Here is a 15,158-nt window from a genome sequence, read left to right as displayed (position 1 = left end):
TCCGCCCAGAGTCACGATTCCCCCAGCAAGCGACAATTCCGACAAGACAAAGTCACTCGCCGCGCAAACCGAAGCCCACGGAGCCTTTGCCAAAACGCCTGCGAATATCATCGATGGCTTTCTCTGCCTCGCCGGTCTTGGCGCGCACTTCGGACTGCGATCTTATGTGCGAAGGATTCGTCTCAGCGTCCTCCTGTTCCAACAAGTCTTCGAACGTCGGCTGGTATGCCGCGCCATGAGCGCTTTCCAGAGAGCTGACCGACACCCCGGCAAGGCGCACGGGTTGGAACAGCCTTGTGGGCCCCGGAGCGTCGGTTCCCACCGCGAGGATGTCGCACAGCAGTTCATGCGCAGTCGGATAGATGTCCGCCGCCGTGTCGAGGGGCCGGCCGAGTGAACGCGCGCGCGAGACATACCGAAGGTCAGAGTAGCGGATTTTCACATTCACCGTGCGCCCCACGAGTTCGCGAGCGCGGAGCCGGGACGCAACCTCTTCGCAGCACATGCGCACCAAAGCGTCCACCGGGCCGAGCGTGGTGTGATCAACATCAAATGTGCGCTCGTAACCCACGGATTTTTCGGGTGCCGACACCACAACGCGACGGTCGTCCTGCCCGCGAGCGGCACGCCAGAGGCGCTCAGCCTCCACTCGCGACCCAGTGGCGTGGAGCAGGTCATCTTCGCTCAGCCGTGCGAGTTGCGCCACGGTGGTGCACCCCCATGCAGCAAGTGATTTCTCCATCGCAGGGCCGATGCCGGGCACCGATCTCAATGGCATAACTTGGATGAATTCGGCGTTGCGCGCCTTGGGAATGATGAGCATGCCGTCCGGCTTGGCAGTGGTGGATGCAAGCTTGGCGATGAGTTTGTTGGATGCGATGCCCACAGAACATGTGATGCCCAGGCGATCGTGGACCTGCTGGCGGATCCATGCACCCATCTGCTCCGGCCCTCCCGACCATGCAGACAATGCACCGGAGACATCCAGATAGCCTTCATCGACCGAGACTTTCTCGATGAAGGGCGTCACCTCTTCGAATATCTCGAACACTTGGGCGGAAACCGACCGGTAGTATGCCATGTCCACTGGCAGGAACACGCCTTGCGGGCACCTCCTGCGGGCAGCCGACAGTGGCATGGCGGAATTCACCCCGAATGCGCGTGCCTCGTAGCTCGCCGCTGAGACAACGGCGCGGGCACCGGTGCCGATGATCACGGGCAGCCCTCGCAGCTGTGGGTTGCGTGCGATTTCGCATGAAGCAAAGAAAGCATCCATGTCGACATGCAGAATCGTGCACCCAGTAGGGTCGTGTCCCCAATCTCGTTTGGCTGCCTCAGGCCTCGGTGACGTGCTCATAACCTCATTATGCCGCGACAAACCGCCTAAGGCTCCGCATGTCATGCGGACCGCATGCATGTCGGACTACGAACGCCGAGCGCACCGCCAACCACGCCGTTTTGGTGTTTTTGTGAATTTCTGATATTGTTTTGCACTGTTGCGTTGCTGCAGCGTATGCAGCGCTTCATATAATTCAATATGCAGGTCAGCACTATGCAAGTCGATTTGCATACACAGCCTGGAGACGTGCCTGAGTGGTCGATAGGGGCACCCTGCTAAGGTGTTAATCACGTTTTTGTGGTTCGAGGGTCCGAATCCCTCCGTCTCCGCCCGCAAGGCCTTGGAACTTCGTGTCCAAGGCCTTTTTCGTTCCTACGCATTCCGCCCTACGCCTTCCGTCCTGAGGCCTTTCGTTCCCGAGCCCTTCATTCTTAGGTCTTTCGTTCTCTCGCCAAACCATGGATGCAAGCGGCCATGGCAATAACAATCAAGCCGTGAACCGAGGGCATGCACACGGCGCATCATATAAAAATCCGGACGCGGATTTCTCATCCGCGCCCGGATCACGCTAACCTCAGTCACCCTCCTCAATCACCCTTAGATGATTCAGGCAGCGATGCGCATCAAGCACCACGCAGGCGGTGCGCCGCACGGTTGACCGCCTCATCGGTGGCTGTCACCGAGAACCGCAGGTACCCGCTGTCGCCGTAGAATTCACCGGGAGCTGGCACAATGCCAAGTTCGGCAAGCACATCCATGTCATCCCAGCAATCCTTGCCCAGTGCCTTCACCCACACATACAGACCACCATCAGGAATCGCAGCGTCACCGTAGCCGAACGCCTTGAGCCCGTCGACAAGCGACATGAGTCTGGACAGATACTTGCGTCTTTGGGCCACCACGGTGTCGCCGTCTCCCAATGCGTACGTCATTGCCGCCTGCACCGGTCCTGGTATGATCAAGCCGATTTGCTTACGCAATGCCGCCATGGGATCGACCAGATTCTTGTCGCCGGCGATGAACGCCACGCGATAGCCCGCCATGTTGCTCTGTTTGCTCAAGGAATACAACGCAAGTATTCCTTCGGCACTGCCCGAGCACACGCCCGGGTCAAGAATGGACGGAGCCGCGTGCGCAGCAAGGCCTGTGGCATCAGCAGCATCATCGGATCCGCGCCATGCCAGCAATGCATAGCATTCATCGCTGAGCACCACGGCACCGATACGGCGCGCCGCCATCACAATGTCGTGCAGTTGGAATGCATTGAGCATCTTGCCGCTGGGGTTGTTGGGTGAATTGACCCAAATGGCCTTGACTCCCTTGATGTGCTCCCATGATGCGGTGTTTTCGACTGCATCGACCAGCTTGACGGTGGCGCCAGCCAGCTGCGTGCCGATGGCATACGTGGGATATGCGATCCGCGGCTGGATGACCACGTCCTCCGGCTGCAAATGCAGCATGGACGCCATCAAGGCAACGGCTTCCTTCGAACCGACGGAGGGCACAACGGTTGCACCGAGGGCGGCCAGATCGACACCACGATTGCGCGCATACCATTGAGACATCGCCTCGCGCAGCTCCGGCGTACCCACCGTTGCGGGATACCCGTAGGCGTTGCGCGCATTGGAGGAATCAGCCAAGGCCTTACGCACGCCATCGGACACCGGATCCACCGGCGAACCGATGGAAAGGTCGACGGAACCGCCCGGATATGCCGCTGCCGCTGTGCGAAATGCAGAGACGCGGGACCAATCGTAAGGAGTCGAATACGCTTCAAAACCCATGAATGCGCCAATCAGCCGTTGATACCGGCGGGAAGCGCAGCCACACGGGGCTCATCATGGCCAAAGGCGCCGACTGCGGAAGCTCCGCCCTTGTCACCGACTTCAGCGAAGAAGCTCACCGCGGCATCCTTGTACCACGCCCAGTCATCAGGCAGGTCGTCTTCATAGAAGATCGCCTCGGTGGGGCACACAGGCTCGCAAGCACCGCAATCAACGCATTCGTTGGGGTTGATGTACAGCGTGCGGTCACCTTCGTAGATGCAATCCACGGGGCATTCGTCCACACAGGCTTTGTCCTTGACATCCACGCAAGGCTCAGCGATAACGTAGGCCATGATGGCTCCTTCCTGCCGCGATGCGGCCAACATGATGCGCGCCGAATTGCTGGGCTGCAGCGGACGCAACCCGAGGCGCGAGTTCTGCTACAAGGTTACGACCGTTTGACGACGCTGCGCCAACGCGCCTGGACCCTTGTGCGTGTCGTGCCATCGCCGCCGCAGCGATGCATTCGACGGCTCGGTTCGGCTCCGGGCGACGCATGCCAGACGTGGCATGGCTCAGCGCACGATCACCGGTTCAGGCACAAGATGGATTCCGAAAGTGTCTTCTACACCTTTCTGGATGCTTGCGGCAAGGCGCATCACATCATCAAAGCGCGCCTGTCCCCTGTTCGTCAGGGCAAGGGTATGCACGGTGCTCAGACCAGCGCGGCCCAGTTCGGGGTGCGACTCCTGCACATCATCGTCCTGACTCGACGCAAGAGTGAAGCCACGATGGAATCCCGCATGGTCGATAAGCCATGCAGCGGACGTCTTGACGCCCATGGAGCCGTCGGGAAGCGCAACCGGATACTGCGGCGCGCCGTCGAGGTAACGCTGCGCGTGGGCCGTCTTGACCACGGGATTGATGAAGAAACTTCCGCAGCTCCAACGATTGTGATTGGGCTGCACCGTCTGGCCTGCCGTGTCGCTATCGCCCACAGCGTCGTCATTGCCAGTGAAAGTCCCTGCGGCCATGAGGCTCGCCTTGGTGCCAGCCATCCAACGGTTGGCGTAGCGAGTCGGGTCCTCCAGCATGTCTTTGCCGGCGCGCACCTTCAGCACGGCATCGCGAATGCGAGCGAGCTCCATGCGCTCCCCCACGTCAACTCCGAGAGCCTTGGCAAGCTGCCCCATGCCTACGGTGCCGCGATTGTCGGAATGCAACACATAGGTCACCTCAAGCACAATGAACCGCGGTGTGGGGAACCACTGGGTCGTTTCCCGTGCCTGCAGCGAGCCGGTGTACATGGTCGTCTTGAGAGAGGATGTGCGGTAGCCGAACCGCAGATCGTCGGCATCCAGGGTGCGAATGACCTGTTCCTGCCTGTCCCATACCCGCACCTTTCGAATGCTGGAGGCGACCTCCTGCCCGTATGCGCCGATGTTTTGCACCACAGATGCTCCCACGGTGCCGGGAATGCCGCTGAGCCCTTCGACGCCTTCCAGTCCGTGTGCAACGGTGAAAGCCACGAAATCATCCCAGTTCACGCCGGCTTGCGCGGTAACCGTGACGTCCTCGCCATTGTGCTGTGAGGCCTTCGCCGGCATATCCTGCACATCCACGCCGTGACGGGCGTCACGCACCACGGTGCCATCGAACGGCGCATCAGAGACAAGCATGTTGCTTCCGCCACCGATCACGCACAGCCTTTCATACTTCGAGTCCGCGGAACGCACGGCATCGATAAATTCGTCTTCCGTGGCAGGCTGCACGAATGTGCGGATGGCGCCACCGATGCGAATGGTCGTGATGTCGCTGAAAGCGGGCGTATCTGTCTGTGCAGCATCTGTCTGTGCAACATCCGCTTGTGCAGCATTCACTTGTGCAGCAGGTTGATTGATAAGCGCGTCGGTCATGAATGCCTCCCTTGGCTGACGTGAGCATCACGTGGAATACGGGATGATCCGTAAATAGGCATGGGCAATGGTGCTATCTAGAAGTGTAGGGCAACCGCAGTAACTGCCACGGCGACATGGATCGTTGGCGATAAGCCGTCCGCCGGATGACAGGCCTTTTCCATGTGGCGATGGCACCTCAATTATGTGGCTGGACAACCGTAGCTGGATATGAAAAAAGCCCGGCGAACCGGGCTGTAAAGTCTAGCTTTAGCGAATCCACGCTTTAGCGGGTTTCACGATGCAGCGTGTGCTTGCCGCAGCGCGGGCAGAACTTCTTGAGTTCGAGACGGTCGGGCGTGTTACGACGATTCTTCGTCGTGATGTAATTGCGCTCCTTGCACTCGGTGCATGCGAGCGTGATGCCCGGACGAATATCGGCGCTCTTGCTAGCCATTTTCCACCTCTGTTTGTTTACCGAATTGTGCCGGCCAGACTGTATCGCCCGGCCGGCTCTCGTAGCGAGAGAGTGACTCGAACACTCGACCTTACGATTATGAGTCGTACGCTCTAGCCAGCTGAGCTATCCCGCCATGGAGCCTCGGGCGGGAATTGGACCCGCGACCTCTTCCTTACCAAGGAAGTGCTCTACCACTGAGCTACCGAGGCGTGGCTGATAGTGGATTCGAACCACTGAAGGCAGAGCCGGCAGATTTACAGTCTGCTCCCTTTGACCGCTTGGGAAATCAGCCATTGCAACTCGAGGGAACTTCTTGCGTTGCTCTCTCGTGCGGCAACTTGGCTATAATGCCATGAAATTTTAAGAAGCGCAAGTCGACGCCTAACGGCGTGTCGCGAGAGCATCCCAACCCTCTTCACGCGCCTAGCGATCGCCCAGCCGCAACGCTGCGAGGCATGGAATCATGCCGCAGCACAATACAAAAAGCCCGCCGCATGGGCGGGCTTTGAAATGAGGCGTCGGCCAGTGAAAATTAGCGAATGATGGCCAGCACGTCGCGAGCGGACAGGATCAGCAGATCCTCACCGTCGAAATGCACCTCAGTGCCGCCATACTTCGAATACAGGACCTTGTCGCCGACCTTGACATCCATCGGGATGATCTCGCCGTTGTCTGCGCGACGGCCAGGACCAACCGCCAGGACTTCGCCCTGCTGCGGCTTCTCCTTGGCGTTCTCCGGAATGAACAGACCGGACTTCGTCTGGGTCTCGGCCGGAGCCTGCTTAACGACAATCTTGTCTTCCAACGGTGTGAGTGAAATCGACACTGTGGGCCTCCTGTTTCTGCATATTCAGAGAGTGACTATTGCCGCATGGCCGGCGTGTGGCGGCTGACGAAACGCCTCGCGTCTTTCATGCGCTACCTCGAATAGTAGCGCAACATTTAGCACTCTGCCAATTCGAGTGCTAATTCTCTCTCTCGGTGAAATACCGTGCATATGCCGTGCACGTTCCGCTCAAATCACCGTGCGGAATGCCGCGTCGCCGAAGACATGACAGACGCATTGCGGTGCCGTTCCAACGCCTGCTGCAAATCGCGGTCCAGGTCTTCCTGAGACACACCTTGCGTGTGCGACACCTCCGATGCGTCCAGCACGCCCTTGGCTTCCTGGGAAGCCTCAGCCGCCTCACGCTGCGCAGCTTTGCGAATTTGCTCGGTCATGCCACGACGCGGCACGGCCTTGGCGACCTGCCTATAGGACTTGATTTCCGCGCTGCGCACGGCGGAGGTCTGCTCAGAGTCGACAGCACCCAGCGTGAACGAAAGCGATGTGTGCAAGACATCAACAGGCGGTTCCTCCGAATGAATCGCCTGGCTGATCTGCCGTGTGTCCATTTTCACGGTAGGGGTCGAATCCGCGAGGTTTGGATTATCCATGTCTTCATCATGACGAGATCGCACAGAGGCATCTGCCCGTCGATCTTCGCGTGACGGTTGCGACGGCCGTGTTGCGCCGCCAACTTCCCCGGACGTGCCGGAGTGTGCAAATTCGCGGGATTTCGCGGATGCCCCCTGACCGCCATCGACAGCACGTCGCTGCTCCCTGTACAGCGCCAAGCGGCGTTCCCACGCGCGCGCCTTTGAAGATGCGTGGATACCGCAGCCAAGCACCACTGCAAGCATCGCGACCGGAATGAGCGCCCACGCCGGAGAATAATGCAACGCAAGCATCACAGCGAGCGTCACGACAGTCGCCGCGCACAAAACACCCACAACGATGCGACGGCGTTTGAATGCTTTGCGTCTGGCTTGGCGAATTGCGCGGACGGCGTCATTGTCGAAAGCCTCGGCAGAGGCATGGCCCTTGGATTTACCCGGCTTCCCCTGAGACGTCGAAGGCTTCGTTGCGGGAAGCTGCTCGGATTGCCGAGTTGCAGGAGAATCTTCGATCACCGTCGCCTCGCTTGTGTTGTGGGAACCATCCACGGCATCCCCCACTTGCGATATGCCTTCCACGAGGCCGCCAGAACGAGGCGTGTCGTCTGTCTCATCATGATGAGCGTCAACGTCAATGATACGCATCGATTCTGAAAAACGATCGCCGCTGTGCCTCGTAGCGTTCTTCATGCTCTGGCTGGCGTGCGTCGGAAACCACCACAAGACGAACGCCACCAGAACCACACATACGAGGATTCCGCTGAACGATTCAAAGGTCATAGCGCCAACGATAAAGGACCCGTCTGAAAATTCAACATATTCCGACCGGCGTGTCTTGCGATTGCCACGGTGTTTACAGGCGTGGCAGCCTCTCGACGAGGCTTGCAGACACATCGGTGGAAAGAAGGGAGAAGCTGCGATGGTCACGCCACTGCCCACGCACGAACATATAGCCGCGACGCACGCCTTCATCATGAAAACCCAGCTTCTGCACAACGCGCAAGGAGCGGCGATTCTCAGGAAGTATGTCGATCTCGACGCGATGCAGATGCGGGCCGGAATCCGCGAAAAACGCCCAATCAGTCAGCAATGCCACAGAAAGGGGCGCAAAACCGCGGCCGGCGTATTGCTCTGCCACCCAATAGCCGATGATTCCGCTGCGCACCGCACCATAGCCGATGCCACCCAAAGAAATCTGACCGACGATGCCGCCTTGTTCCTCCATGGCGAGCACAAGAGCGGATCCTGACTGTTCACTGAAACGCTGCTGGTCAATCCATGTGCGGAAGTTGATGCCGTTGCGATGCATGGGGTCGCCCGAATCCCACGGGGAAAGCCAATCTCGGTTCGCGATGCGCACATCGCTCCATTCCATCTCGTCGTCATAGGTGAGGGGCCTCAGGCTCAGCGCAGGGTATCCCAACGGCGCCTTGAGCCGCTGCGGCACCACAAAACCGTCACCCACCCTGGGATGCAGTGCGGTCGAACCTTCCTCATCATGGTGCAAAAAAGATCGCAAGACCATACCGCCATGCTAGTGCACCTTGGCGCTCGACCATGCTGCCGCGCGCATGCCATGCTGCCGCTAAGGTGAGACGTAGCGGCACAACCACCCAGCTTTCACCATGCTTCTCAACAGCCACATGTCAGAAAGCACCTCCCTGAAAGCACACCCCCAAACCTAAAGCACACTCACTGAAAGCCAATCACATGGATGACGAACGCCCATCAACCACCCCGTCAACCACAGAACTGAAAAAAGAGCTGCGCGCAAAATTCAGACAACTGCGACGCGACAGCACGAATCCGGGCAGCGAATTGGCCGGGCAGCGCCATGCTCCGCTCGCGCTGGAGGACCTGGGGCGATTCCTGAACATATCGGATGGGGCGTCCATATGCCAACCGATTGCAGAAGACCTGGCTGTAAAAGACCTGGCACAGGCCCAACGCCAGCACAGCGAAATGATCCAGGGAACCGCCCCGGGAATACCCCAGGGAGCAACCCAACGCACGGCAGCCGCTTTTGTCTCCGCCCCGGACGAACCCGACACCACAGGATTGCTCTCGTGGCTGGCATCACACGGCTGGAGGATCATCACCCCCGCCATGCATTATGCACAACCCTTGCCAGATGGCAGCATCCCAGACGACACCGCTCCGACGCGCAATGGCAAGCTGCTGACCATCGGCTGGCAGCAGCTTGCAGTGGGCAGCGGGCCTCTGCGCAACAGCGCGATTGTCGCAGACACTGGCACCGGAGCCGGCACTGGCACCGATGAGAGGGTTCCGTCGATGGGCGCAGGGGAACTGAGCACGGCCGATGTGATATTCGTGCCAGCCGTGGCAGTGGATCGGCATGGCGTGAGGCTTGGCCATGGCGCCGGATGGTATGACCGAGCTTTGATACATCGAGCGGCGGACGCCATGCTCATCGCCGTCGTGTGGCCGTGGGAAATCACGGACAGCTTGCCATACGACCATTATGACGTGCGCATGGATGCGGTGCTCACGTCACAAGGGGTGCGACGCTTCGCTGCCCTTTGAGCGAAATGCCCGCCGGCTGTCTGCCCGACCGCTAGGATGAAGAGGAGAACAGGGCGCCCGCACCCGTCAGCGCTCCCCTTGCCGTTCATGCAGGGGACCGCATGAACGGCGCGTGCATGGCGCACTCCCCATCGTTGTGCTCATCAGCAAAGGACGTACAGTGCCCACCTACCATTATCGTTGCAAGAATTGCGGTTATGACTTCACCATTCAGCGTTCCATCACCGCTGATCCGTTGACGCAGTGCCCTCAGTGCAAGGCCGAGGAAATCCATCAGGTGTATTCCGCGGTCCCCATCAATTTCAAGGGAAGTGGCTTCTACCACACCGACAAAGACAAGAAGTAAGCACCGGCAACAAGAAAATACCGGCACAAGCTGGGCGCGGGCGGCAGGCATTGTGAAATCTGCCGCACGCCCCTCAGCCGTGACATTCCCGCCGTGGTATTCCCAGATGGGGATGCCACGGCTTTTTTAGTGCTTATTGAAACGGCAGGCATCGAGCCTCTGCTGGAGAGGCTGCTGGAACTGACACTGGAACCGACGCTGGAACTGCTGACGAACCGATGCAACTGGAACCGCAGTTGGGATCGTTGCTGCTGTAACCATTGTTGAAAAAGCTGCAGCTGGAACCGTCGTTGCCCGACCGCCACACCTCACACCAATGCGACAAGTTATCCACAGGGACGCATGACGGCGTGCAACTTATCCACAGGGGTGATTCATACATGTGCAGACGGTCCACATTGGTCGAATTGCCCCTGATATCCGGCTGCGGTGTGCAAGGCTTGCGCCATGAGTATTTTCGATCACGCGAACACCTTTTCAACGCCGTGGAGACGCTCCGCGCGTCACAATGGCGCATCCGCTCTCGCCTCACGGCACCGACGGCTGCTTGCGCGTCGCCTGGTGTGCGCCTTGTGCGCGGGATTGCTTGCATGGTCGATTGTCAGTGCCATCGGGATGTCGCAAGCGACCTGTGCGATTTATGTAGCGGCGCGCGACATAACCGTGGGCGAGCATGTGACGTCATCAATGTTGCGAACCGCATGGGTTCCCCAGGATAGTGCCGCTCGTCATGCCATCTCTGCGCAATCGGTGACGGATGACAAGGTGAGCGGTTTCGCCCAAGTGGCGATCGCCCGCGGGGAACCCATATTCAAAGGCATGCTGTCATCAGACGCATTCGCCACCGAAGGGCTCACTTCCGTGGATTTGCAGCTCGCCAGCACCACTGACCGACTGGTGCCCGGAGATGTTGTGGACCTTGTCGCGTCACGCGCCTGCTCGAATGCCGATGATTCCCTTTCTTCCGGCACCGATACGGCATCGCAAGGAACGGAAACCTCACAAGAAACAGAAAAACCGGAAGATACAGCTGATGCAGCGGACACAGCCGATATGACGAATACACCACCGGCTGGCGAAGCGTCGGACCTCGCCGCAAGACCGCCTGACTCCTGCATACTCGCACGCGGAGCCACGGTGCTGAAAGTCACGCAGCCTTCCTCGTCTGCGTTCTCTCAGACGCAATCACCATCCGTGGCGCTCGCCCTTGCCCCCGCCGACGCACTCACTGTGCTCACGGTTGCCGGGAGCGAACCAATCATCGCAGTGGAGCGCAACCATGATGCAGCAACCCACTGATGTGCCGTCGAAAAATGTGCCGTCGAACGGCAACCGGCGAACCGTGAGTATCAGGCTCCGTCCTGACGTCGCTCGGAATATACGCCCCAATGAGGCGGGAGCTCGGTCAGGATGCGCGCATCATCATCCCGTTCGCGTGCCGCCTCCGTTTGCTGGTCCTGTGGATCGATTACCGTGCCGTCGGCCTCGAACCATTCGGTTCCCTGCCTTACGACACGATGATGACGTCCACGCCGGCGCTGTGGCGCAGGCTGTTGCGAGGATTCCTGCGTCACAGTTCGTCGCCCTCCAGCTGGGAAAGCTGGCTTACGACGCGATCGACTTCCTTGTCCGGGTCCACGAACGCCGCCACGCTCCAGATGAACGTGACTGCCCAACCCAGTTCACGGAGGTTCTCGATGCTGAAGCGATACCGCTGGCGTTCGGAGCGGACGGACATGAACCGTGCGTCATCCACCTTCACCGCCAAGCGGAATTGTCGGCCGGGGAATCCCACAACAAGCGGCACCTGCACGCCGCCGTCGAAACCGTAGTTCGTCTCAACTGTGAGTCCGCGGGACTTGATGCGATTGGCGAGGTCATTGACGATCACATCGTCGGAGGCGTGCCCGCGCGGCATGGGCATGCTGTCGGAAAGGTGCTCGCACCATGCCAGCATCTCTTTGAGCAATTGCGTGCCCGGCGTGCGGAGGCGATCGTCATCCATGTCGGCGGAGCCGAATGCGCTGATGATATTCGTGCGAGACGTGGCCAAGGCGAGCGCATCGAGCAGCATGCCGTCGCTTCCGGGCTGCTCCATGATTCCGAACTGCTGAGTCAGATGCTTGGGTTGGCCTTTGGCAAAGCTGCAAGCAAGGATGACATCATCGGCCGCCGCACCAGCGACTTCGGAAATGGTGATGATGCGCACATGGCGCAGGAAGTCACGCAGACCGGAAGTGCGTTGTGCACGAGACTTGAGCTCAGCGCCGATGCGAATCCTGTTTGTGTCGGTCAGGCACACGATGGACATGCGGTAGCGCTTGGGAAGGTCTTGGTATTCAGCCGCCCTCGCCTCAACCGTGTCGGCGACAGCCTTGACTTCTTGCTTCGTGGACTCCACCAGACCGCTGGTCTCTTCAGGAATCCCCACCCCGTCGACGCGGGAATACTGCACGTCTCCGCGCACCTTGCCGGTCGACAGCGAGAAACGCACATCCCCATAGCCGTGATCGGCAAGGAACAATGCCAGGCGCGGATCGCGATGCGACGGCGTGGACAGTGTGTTGACCTGCGCCAAATACGGCAGGAGCTGCGTGATGGCCGCGGACGACAAGGTCTGCTGATGGCCGAAGAACACCACGCTGTCCACGCGCGACAACACGGTGAGAATCTCAATGGGTGTCATATGGGATGCCGCGTCCACAATCGCCACATCGGCGATGTGTTCCGGTCCACTTGCCACGGCAAGCGAAGCAGGCGTGCCAACGAGAATCGGCTTGGCCACCGCCAGAATCGACGCGAAATCGCGACGCAACCGTGTGAATGGCAGCACCGTTGGGGTGGCGAGCAATGTATGCAGCTGATTGGCTTCCTGAGAATGGGCATACAGCGTCTCGGAAAGTCTCTTCATCATCTCTTGCTGAGCCATGGGGCCAATGGAGCGCACATGGTCCACGTCCACCTGCGCGAATCGATCCGCCGCCTGCGAGAGCACAGAACTATCCTGGCTCGCAATGATCGGAGACTGCTGCACAATAAGGTTGAATACAGTCGCCCACCAGGCGAGCAAGAACTCATCCGCGACAGCCTCCACCGGCACACGCCGCACACGCAGGTCAGCGGACAAATCGCCCAAGCCAACCTTGTCAATGTCGCGTTCCAGGCAGCTGCGCTCCGGGAGCGTGTCCAGCGCCGAATGATCGTCATACAATGCACGAAGCCTGTCTTCCAACTGCTGGAAGCCCACGGATTCCAATCCGGAACCCTGCGGCGTGGTGGCAAGCACGGAGTTCATAGCCGTGAGGTCGGCGCTCAGGGATTCGTCCATCGAGATGATGTCGTCCAGCTTGTTGGGCAACACCGGCCACTGGCCATGCGGCACGAAGCGTCGCCATTCCTCGTTTTGCTTCACCGCCACTTGCAGCGCGGCGTGCAGATCTTCCACATGCGAGCCAGCGCGCAGCATGCTCTTGGCTTCTTTGGCAAGGCGATGGCGTTCGCGCATGCCCAACGTGGTACCCTTCTCCTTTCGTTCCTGCTTGGATTTCGTGGCTTCGACCATCGCAGGAATGTCACGCTGGAAGATGACGGGCTGGAACGTATCCATCACGCGCCGCAGGTTGCGCAATACCGTGACCTGACGCGACCATTCGGAAGCATTGGCCGGAATCGCGAAACCACAGGTCTTCGACGTCTCGGCAATCTGTTCACGAACCGCGGGAAGCGTTTCGGTCAAAAGCCTCACAACACGTTGATACGCGTCAACCGCCTCGTCCTCGTTGAAGACCGAAGCCTGATACCATGCGGTTTTCTCCACACCATCCTCAAACTCGCCCAATTGCGCGGCGCGGGTGAGTTTTGCGCCCCACTCATCAAGGTGGTCGGCAACCGCATGCACAGTCTTCGCCTCGAACCTCACATGCGTTGCGGGATGCGTCGGGTTGCTGGAAATTCGCGCCAGATTCTCAATAACCTGATACGCCGAAACGTTCCATTCCTTGTTGACCGCATGCAGATCGCCGAGATAGCGTCCCAGACGCGCGCGCACGCCAACAAGCTCATCAGCGAGCTGGTCGAAATGCGTTGTCGCCTCGCCACCAGAGAAAGCAACGGCGGAAACAAGGCGCGAATCGAGCTTCGCGTTGAAATCGGGGTCCGACAGGTCCCCCAGCAGGTCGGTCATGCCATTGATCCGTGCCTCATGGGCGAAACGGAACTTCTGCTCCGGCACGCCCGGCACATACAACGCCGTCTTGCCGGCAAGCGCCACGCGCGATGCGACAGCGAGCGCCTGAGCAGCGGTGTCTTCCACCGACGACACGTTGACAAACACGTTGTCGCCTTCGGCTGCCAACCGTGCAGCATATCGAGTCGCATTGCTCACATCCCCGGCTTCCATCTCGTCATGGGGATCAGCGTCCTGTGGCGAATACTGGGGCAGCCGGCGGTTGTACATCGCCTTCATGGCACGTTTATCGCCAGCGAGCACTGCGAGCGGAAGATTCGCCGCATTGCCTTGGTCCATTGCGGAAATCACTCGGGCGGCATCAGCCAACAGCACTGTGGAGGATTCGACGAAACTGCCCAGAATCAAGTCGGATTTGATGGTGAAATCCGGCACTTTCGCACCCGTCCTGGTGCGGATAAGAGCGAACAGGTCGGCGGTCTGCGGCGGCTTGCCACCGTAGTATGCAGGATCCATCAATTCGTCTGCGTCGAGGAACACATCCTGGCGTCGCATCTCGTCGATGAATGCGCTGTTGATTGCCGCAGGAGCGGTGAAACGGATAACGGCCTGCGACATACGGGCATCTTCGCTATCCACGCCGTCGACCGTGACCGGGTAGAGCAACACGGGCATGGAGTGCTCCGGCCATTGCGCGATGCCGACGGCAAGCGACAGGCTGGCGGTGCCATCCGTGCGTTCCTTGGCATGGAAATCGCGCAGCACTTTGCCCAGATTGCGTTCAGCCGTCTTCAGAAAACCGATATCACGGAACAGTGTGCTCAGTTGCACGCGTCCCGACGCAAAAAGCTGCGCGATGCCCGTGGGGTGTGCGTGAGTGATGTCAAGGCTTTCCACAAGCCGCGACATATCATCCATAGGAGTCGCGCCATGCTGGCGGCGATATTCGGAATACCAACGGCGCACCCTGTCCATCGACGATTCCTCGCGCTGCTCTTGAGCCGGCTGCGCCCCGGTCTCGATGGTTTCGGCAGCGGAACCGTTCATTTCAGCGGCGGAATTCACTGCCGCGGATTCATCCGACGTGGACTGGGTTTCCTGCGCGCTTGCAGCGGCTTCGCTCTGTGTAGCGTCGTCTCCGTAGTCGGACTGTGCAGCGTCATTGTGCATCGAATCATTCACCAT

General features: G+C 59.5%; 13 protein-coding genes and 4 tRNA genes. 4 read left to right on the top strand and 13 right to left on the bottom strand.

Annotated elements, in window-relative coordinates; all coding sequences use genetic code 11:
• Nucleotides 1-52 precede the first annotated feature (52 nt).
• A complete protein-coding gene (dinB, locus tag CLV65_RS03885) occupies nt 53-1,357 on the bottom strand; it encodes a DNA polymerase IV (protein WP_094690602.1) in 1,305 nt (434 codons plus the stop codon).
• A 222-nt stretch (nt 1,358-1,579) separates the two neighbouring features.
• On the opposite strand from dinB, the gene CLV65_RS03880 reads away from it, so the two are divergent.
• Nucleotides 1,580-1,668, top strand: a tRNA-Ser gene (locus CLV65_RS03880).
• Between the two features lie 294 nt (nt 1,669-1,962).
• Here CLV65_RS03880 and dapC read toward each other — a convergent pair.
• The 10 genes from dapC to CLV65_RS03830 form a co-directional block, all read right to left on the bottom strand.
• Nucleotides 1,963-3,123: a succinyldiaminopimelate transaminase gene (dapC, locus tag CLV65_RS03875; RefSeq protein WP_094690603.1), complete on the bottom strand. Its 1,161-nt coding sequence runs from the start codon at nt 3,121-3,123 to the stop codon at nt 1,963-1,965.
• Between the two features lie 11 nt (nt 3,124-3,134).
• Nucleotides 3,135-3,458 carry a ferredoxin gene (gene fdxA, locus CLV65_RS03870; protein WP_094690604.1) on the bottom strand — a complete coding sequence of 108 codons (324 nt, stop codon included), beginning with the start codon at nt 3,456-3,458 and terminating at the stop codon, nt 3,135-3,137.
• Between the two features lie 222 nt (nt 3,459-3,680).
• Nucleotides 3,681-5,021 carry a UDP-N-acetylmuramate dehydrogenase gene (locus CLV65_RS03865; RefSeq protein ID WP_094690605.1) on the bottom strand — a complete coding sequence of 447 codons (1,341 nt, stop codon included), beginning with the start codon at nt 5,019-5,021 and terminating at the stop codon, nt 3,681-3,683.
• A 265-nt stretch (nt 5,022-5,286) separates the two neighbouring features.
• On the bottom strand, nt 5,287-5,457 hold the full coding sequence (gene rpmG / locus CLV65_RS03860) for a 50S ribosomal protein L33 (RefSeq protein ID WP_094690606.1): 171 nt from the start codon (nt 5,455-5,457) through the stop codon (nt 5,287-5,289).
• 62 nt (nt 5,458-5,519) lie between these two features.
• Nucleotides 5,520-5,593 (bottom strand) — tRNA-Met (locus CLV65_RS03855).
• Between the two features lies 1 nt (nt 5,594).
• Nucleotides 5,595-5,669: transfer RNA gene (locus CLV65_RS03850), tRNA-Thr, on the bottom strand.
• A gap of 1 nt (nt 5,670) precedes the next feature.
• Nucleotides 5,671-5,752: transfer RNA gene (locus tag CLV65_RS03845), tRNA-Tyr, on the bottom strand.
• 240 nt (nt 5,753-5,992) lie between these two features.
• Nucleotides 5,993-6,286 carry a co-chaperone GroES gene (gene groES, locus CLV65_RS03840; protein ID WP_094690607.1) on the bottom strand — a complete coding sequence of 98 codons (294 nt, stop codon included), beginning with the start codon at nt 6,284-6,286 and terminating at the stop codon, nt 5,993-5,995.
• Between the two features lie 194 nt (nt 6,287-6,480).
• Nucleotides 6,481-7,542 (bottom strand): hypothetical protein, encoded by a 1,062-nt coding sequence (locus tag CLV65_RS03835; RefSeq protein ID WP_144441835.1) that lies wholly within the window; start codon nt 7,540-7,542, stop codon nt 6,481-6,483.
• A gap of 208 nt (nt 7,543-7,750) precedes the next feature.
• Entirely contained in the window at nt 7,751-8,422 is a 672-nt protein-coding gene (locus CLV65_RS03830; RefSeq protein ID WP_094690609.1) for a GNAT family N-acetyltransferase, read from the bottom strand.
• Between the two features lie 185 nt (nt 8,423-8,607).
• Here CLV65_RS03830 and CLV65_RS03825 point away from each other — a divergent pair, with 185 nt between their 5' ends.
• From CLV65_RS03825 to CLV65_RS03815, 3 genes are all read left to right on the top strand, one after another.
• Nucleotides 8,608-9,441 carry a 5-formyltetrahydrofolate cyclo-ligase gene (locus tag CLV65_RS03825; protein ID WP_094690610.1) on the top strand — a complete coding sequence of 278 codons (834 nt, stop codon included), beginning with the start codon at nt 8,608-8,610 and terminating at the stop codon, nt 9,439-9,441.
• A 160-nt stretch (nt 9,442-9,601) separates the two neighbouring features.
• Nucleotides 9,602-9,787 carry an FmdB family zinc ribbon protein gene (locus CLV65_RS03820; protein WP_094690655.1) on the top strand — a complete coding sequence of 62 codons (186 nt, stop codon included), beginning with the start codon at nt 9,602-9,604 and terminating at the stop codon, nt 9,785-9,787.
• A 447-nt stretch (nt 9,788-10,234) separates the two neighbouring features.
• Nucleotides 10,235-11,086, top strand: a complete 852-nt coding sequence (locus CLV65_RS03815) for a CpaB family protein (protein WP_094690611.1) — start codon at nt 10,235-10,237, stop codon at nt 11,084-11,086.
• 50 nt (nt 11,087-11,136) lie between these two features.
• Here CLV65_RS03815 and CLV65_RS03810 read toward each other — a convergent pair whose 3' ends face one another.
• Together CLV65_RS03810 and CLV65_RS03805 are read right to left on the bottom strand one after the other, a co-directional pair.
• Entirely contained in the window at nt 11,137-11,361 is a 225-nt protein-coding gene (locus CLV65_RS03810) for a hypothetical protein (protein ID WP_094690612.1), read from the bottom strand.
• On the bottom strand, nt 11,358-15,158 hold the full coding sequence (locus CLV65_RS03805) for a helicase (protein WP_483407199.1): 3,801 nt from the start codon (nt 15,156-15,158) through the stop codon (nt 11,358-11,360). Before CLV65_RS03805 ends, CLV65_RS03810 begins: the two co-directional genes overlap by 4 nt.

It is taken from the genome of Pseudoscardovia suis, from assembly GCF_002797875.1.
In the GTDB taxonomy this organism is placed as follows: domain Bacteria; phylum Actinomycetota; class Actinomycetes; order Actinomycetales; family Bifidobacteriaceae; genus Pseudoscardovia; species Pseudoscardovia suis.
This window is presented reverse-complemented; position numbering and strand designations above follow the sequence as displayed.

Bases quoted from the DNA above. Each gene is read 5' to 3' on its own strand.
- CLV65_RS03830 (WP_094690609.1), bottom strand. From the start codon at position 8,422: ATGGTCTTGCGATCTTTTTTGCACCATGATGAGGAAGGTTCGACCGCA.
- rpmG (WP_094690606.1), bottom strand. From the start codon at position 5,457: ATGGCTAGCAAGAGCGCCGATATTCGTCCGGGCATCACGCTCGCATGC.
- CLV65_RS03805 (WP_483407199.1), bottom strand. From the start codon at position 15,158: ATGGTGAATGATTCGATGCACAATGACGCTGCACAGTCCGACTACGGA.
- CLV65_RS03835 (WP_144441835.1), bottom strand. From the start codon at position 7,542: ATGCGTATCATTGACGTTGACGCTCATCATGATGAGACAGACGACACG.
- dapC (WP_094690603.1), bottom strand. From the start codon at position 3,123: ATGGGTTTTGAAGCGTATTCGACTCCTTACGATTGGTCCCGCGTCTCT.
- dinB (WP_094690602.1), bottom strand. From the start codon at position 1,357: ATGAGCACGTCACCGAGGCCTGAGGCAGCCAAACGAGATTGGGGACAC.
- CLV65_RS03865 (WP_094690605.1), bottom strand. From the start codon at position 5,021: ATGACCGACGCGCTTATCAATCAACCTGCTGCACAAGTGAATGCTGCA.
- CLV65_RS03825 (WP_094690610.1), top strand. From the start codon at position 8,608: ATGGATGACGAACGCCCATCAACCACCCCGTCAACCACAGAACTGAAA.
- fdxA (WP_094690604.1), bottom strand. From the start codon at position 3,458: ATGGCCTACGTTATCGCTGAGCCTTGCGTGGATGTCAAGGACAAAGCC.
- CLV65_RS03815 (WP_094690611.1), top strand. From the start codon at position 10,235: ATGAGTATTTTCGATCACGCGAACACCTTTTCAACGCCGTGGAGACGC.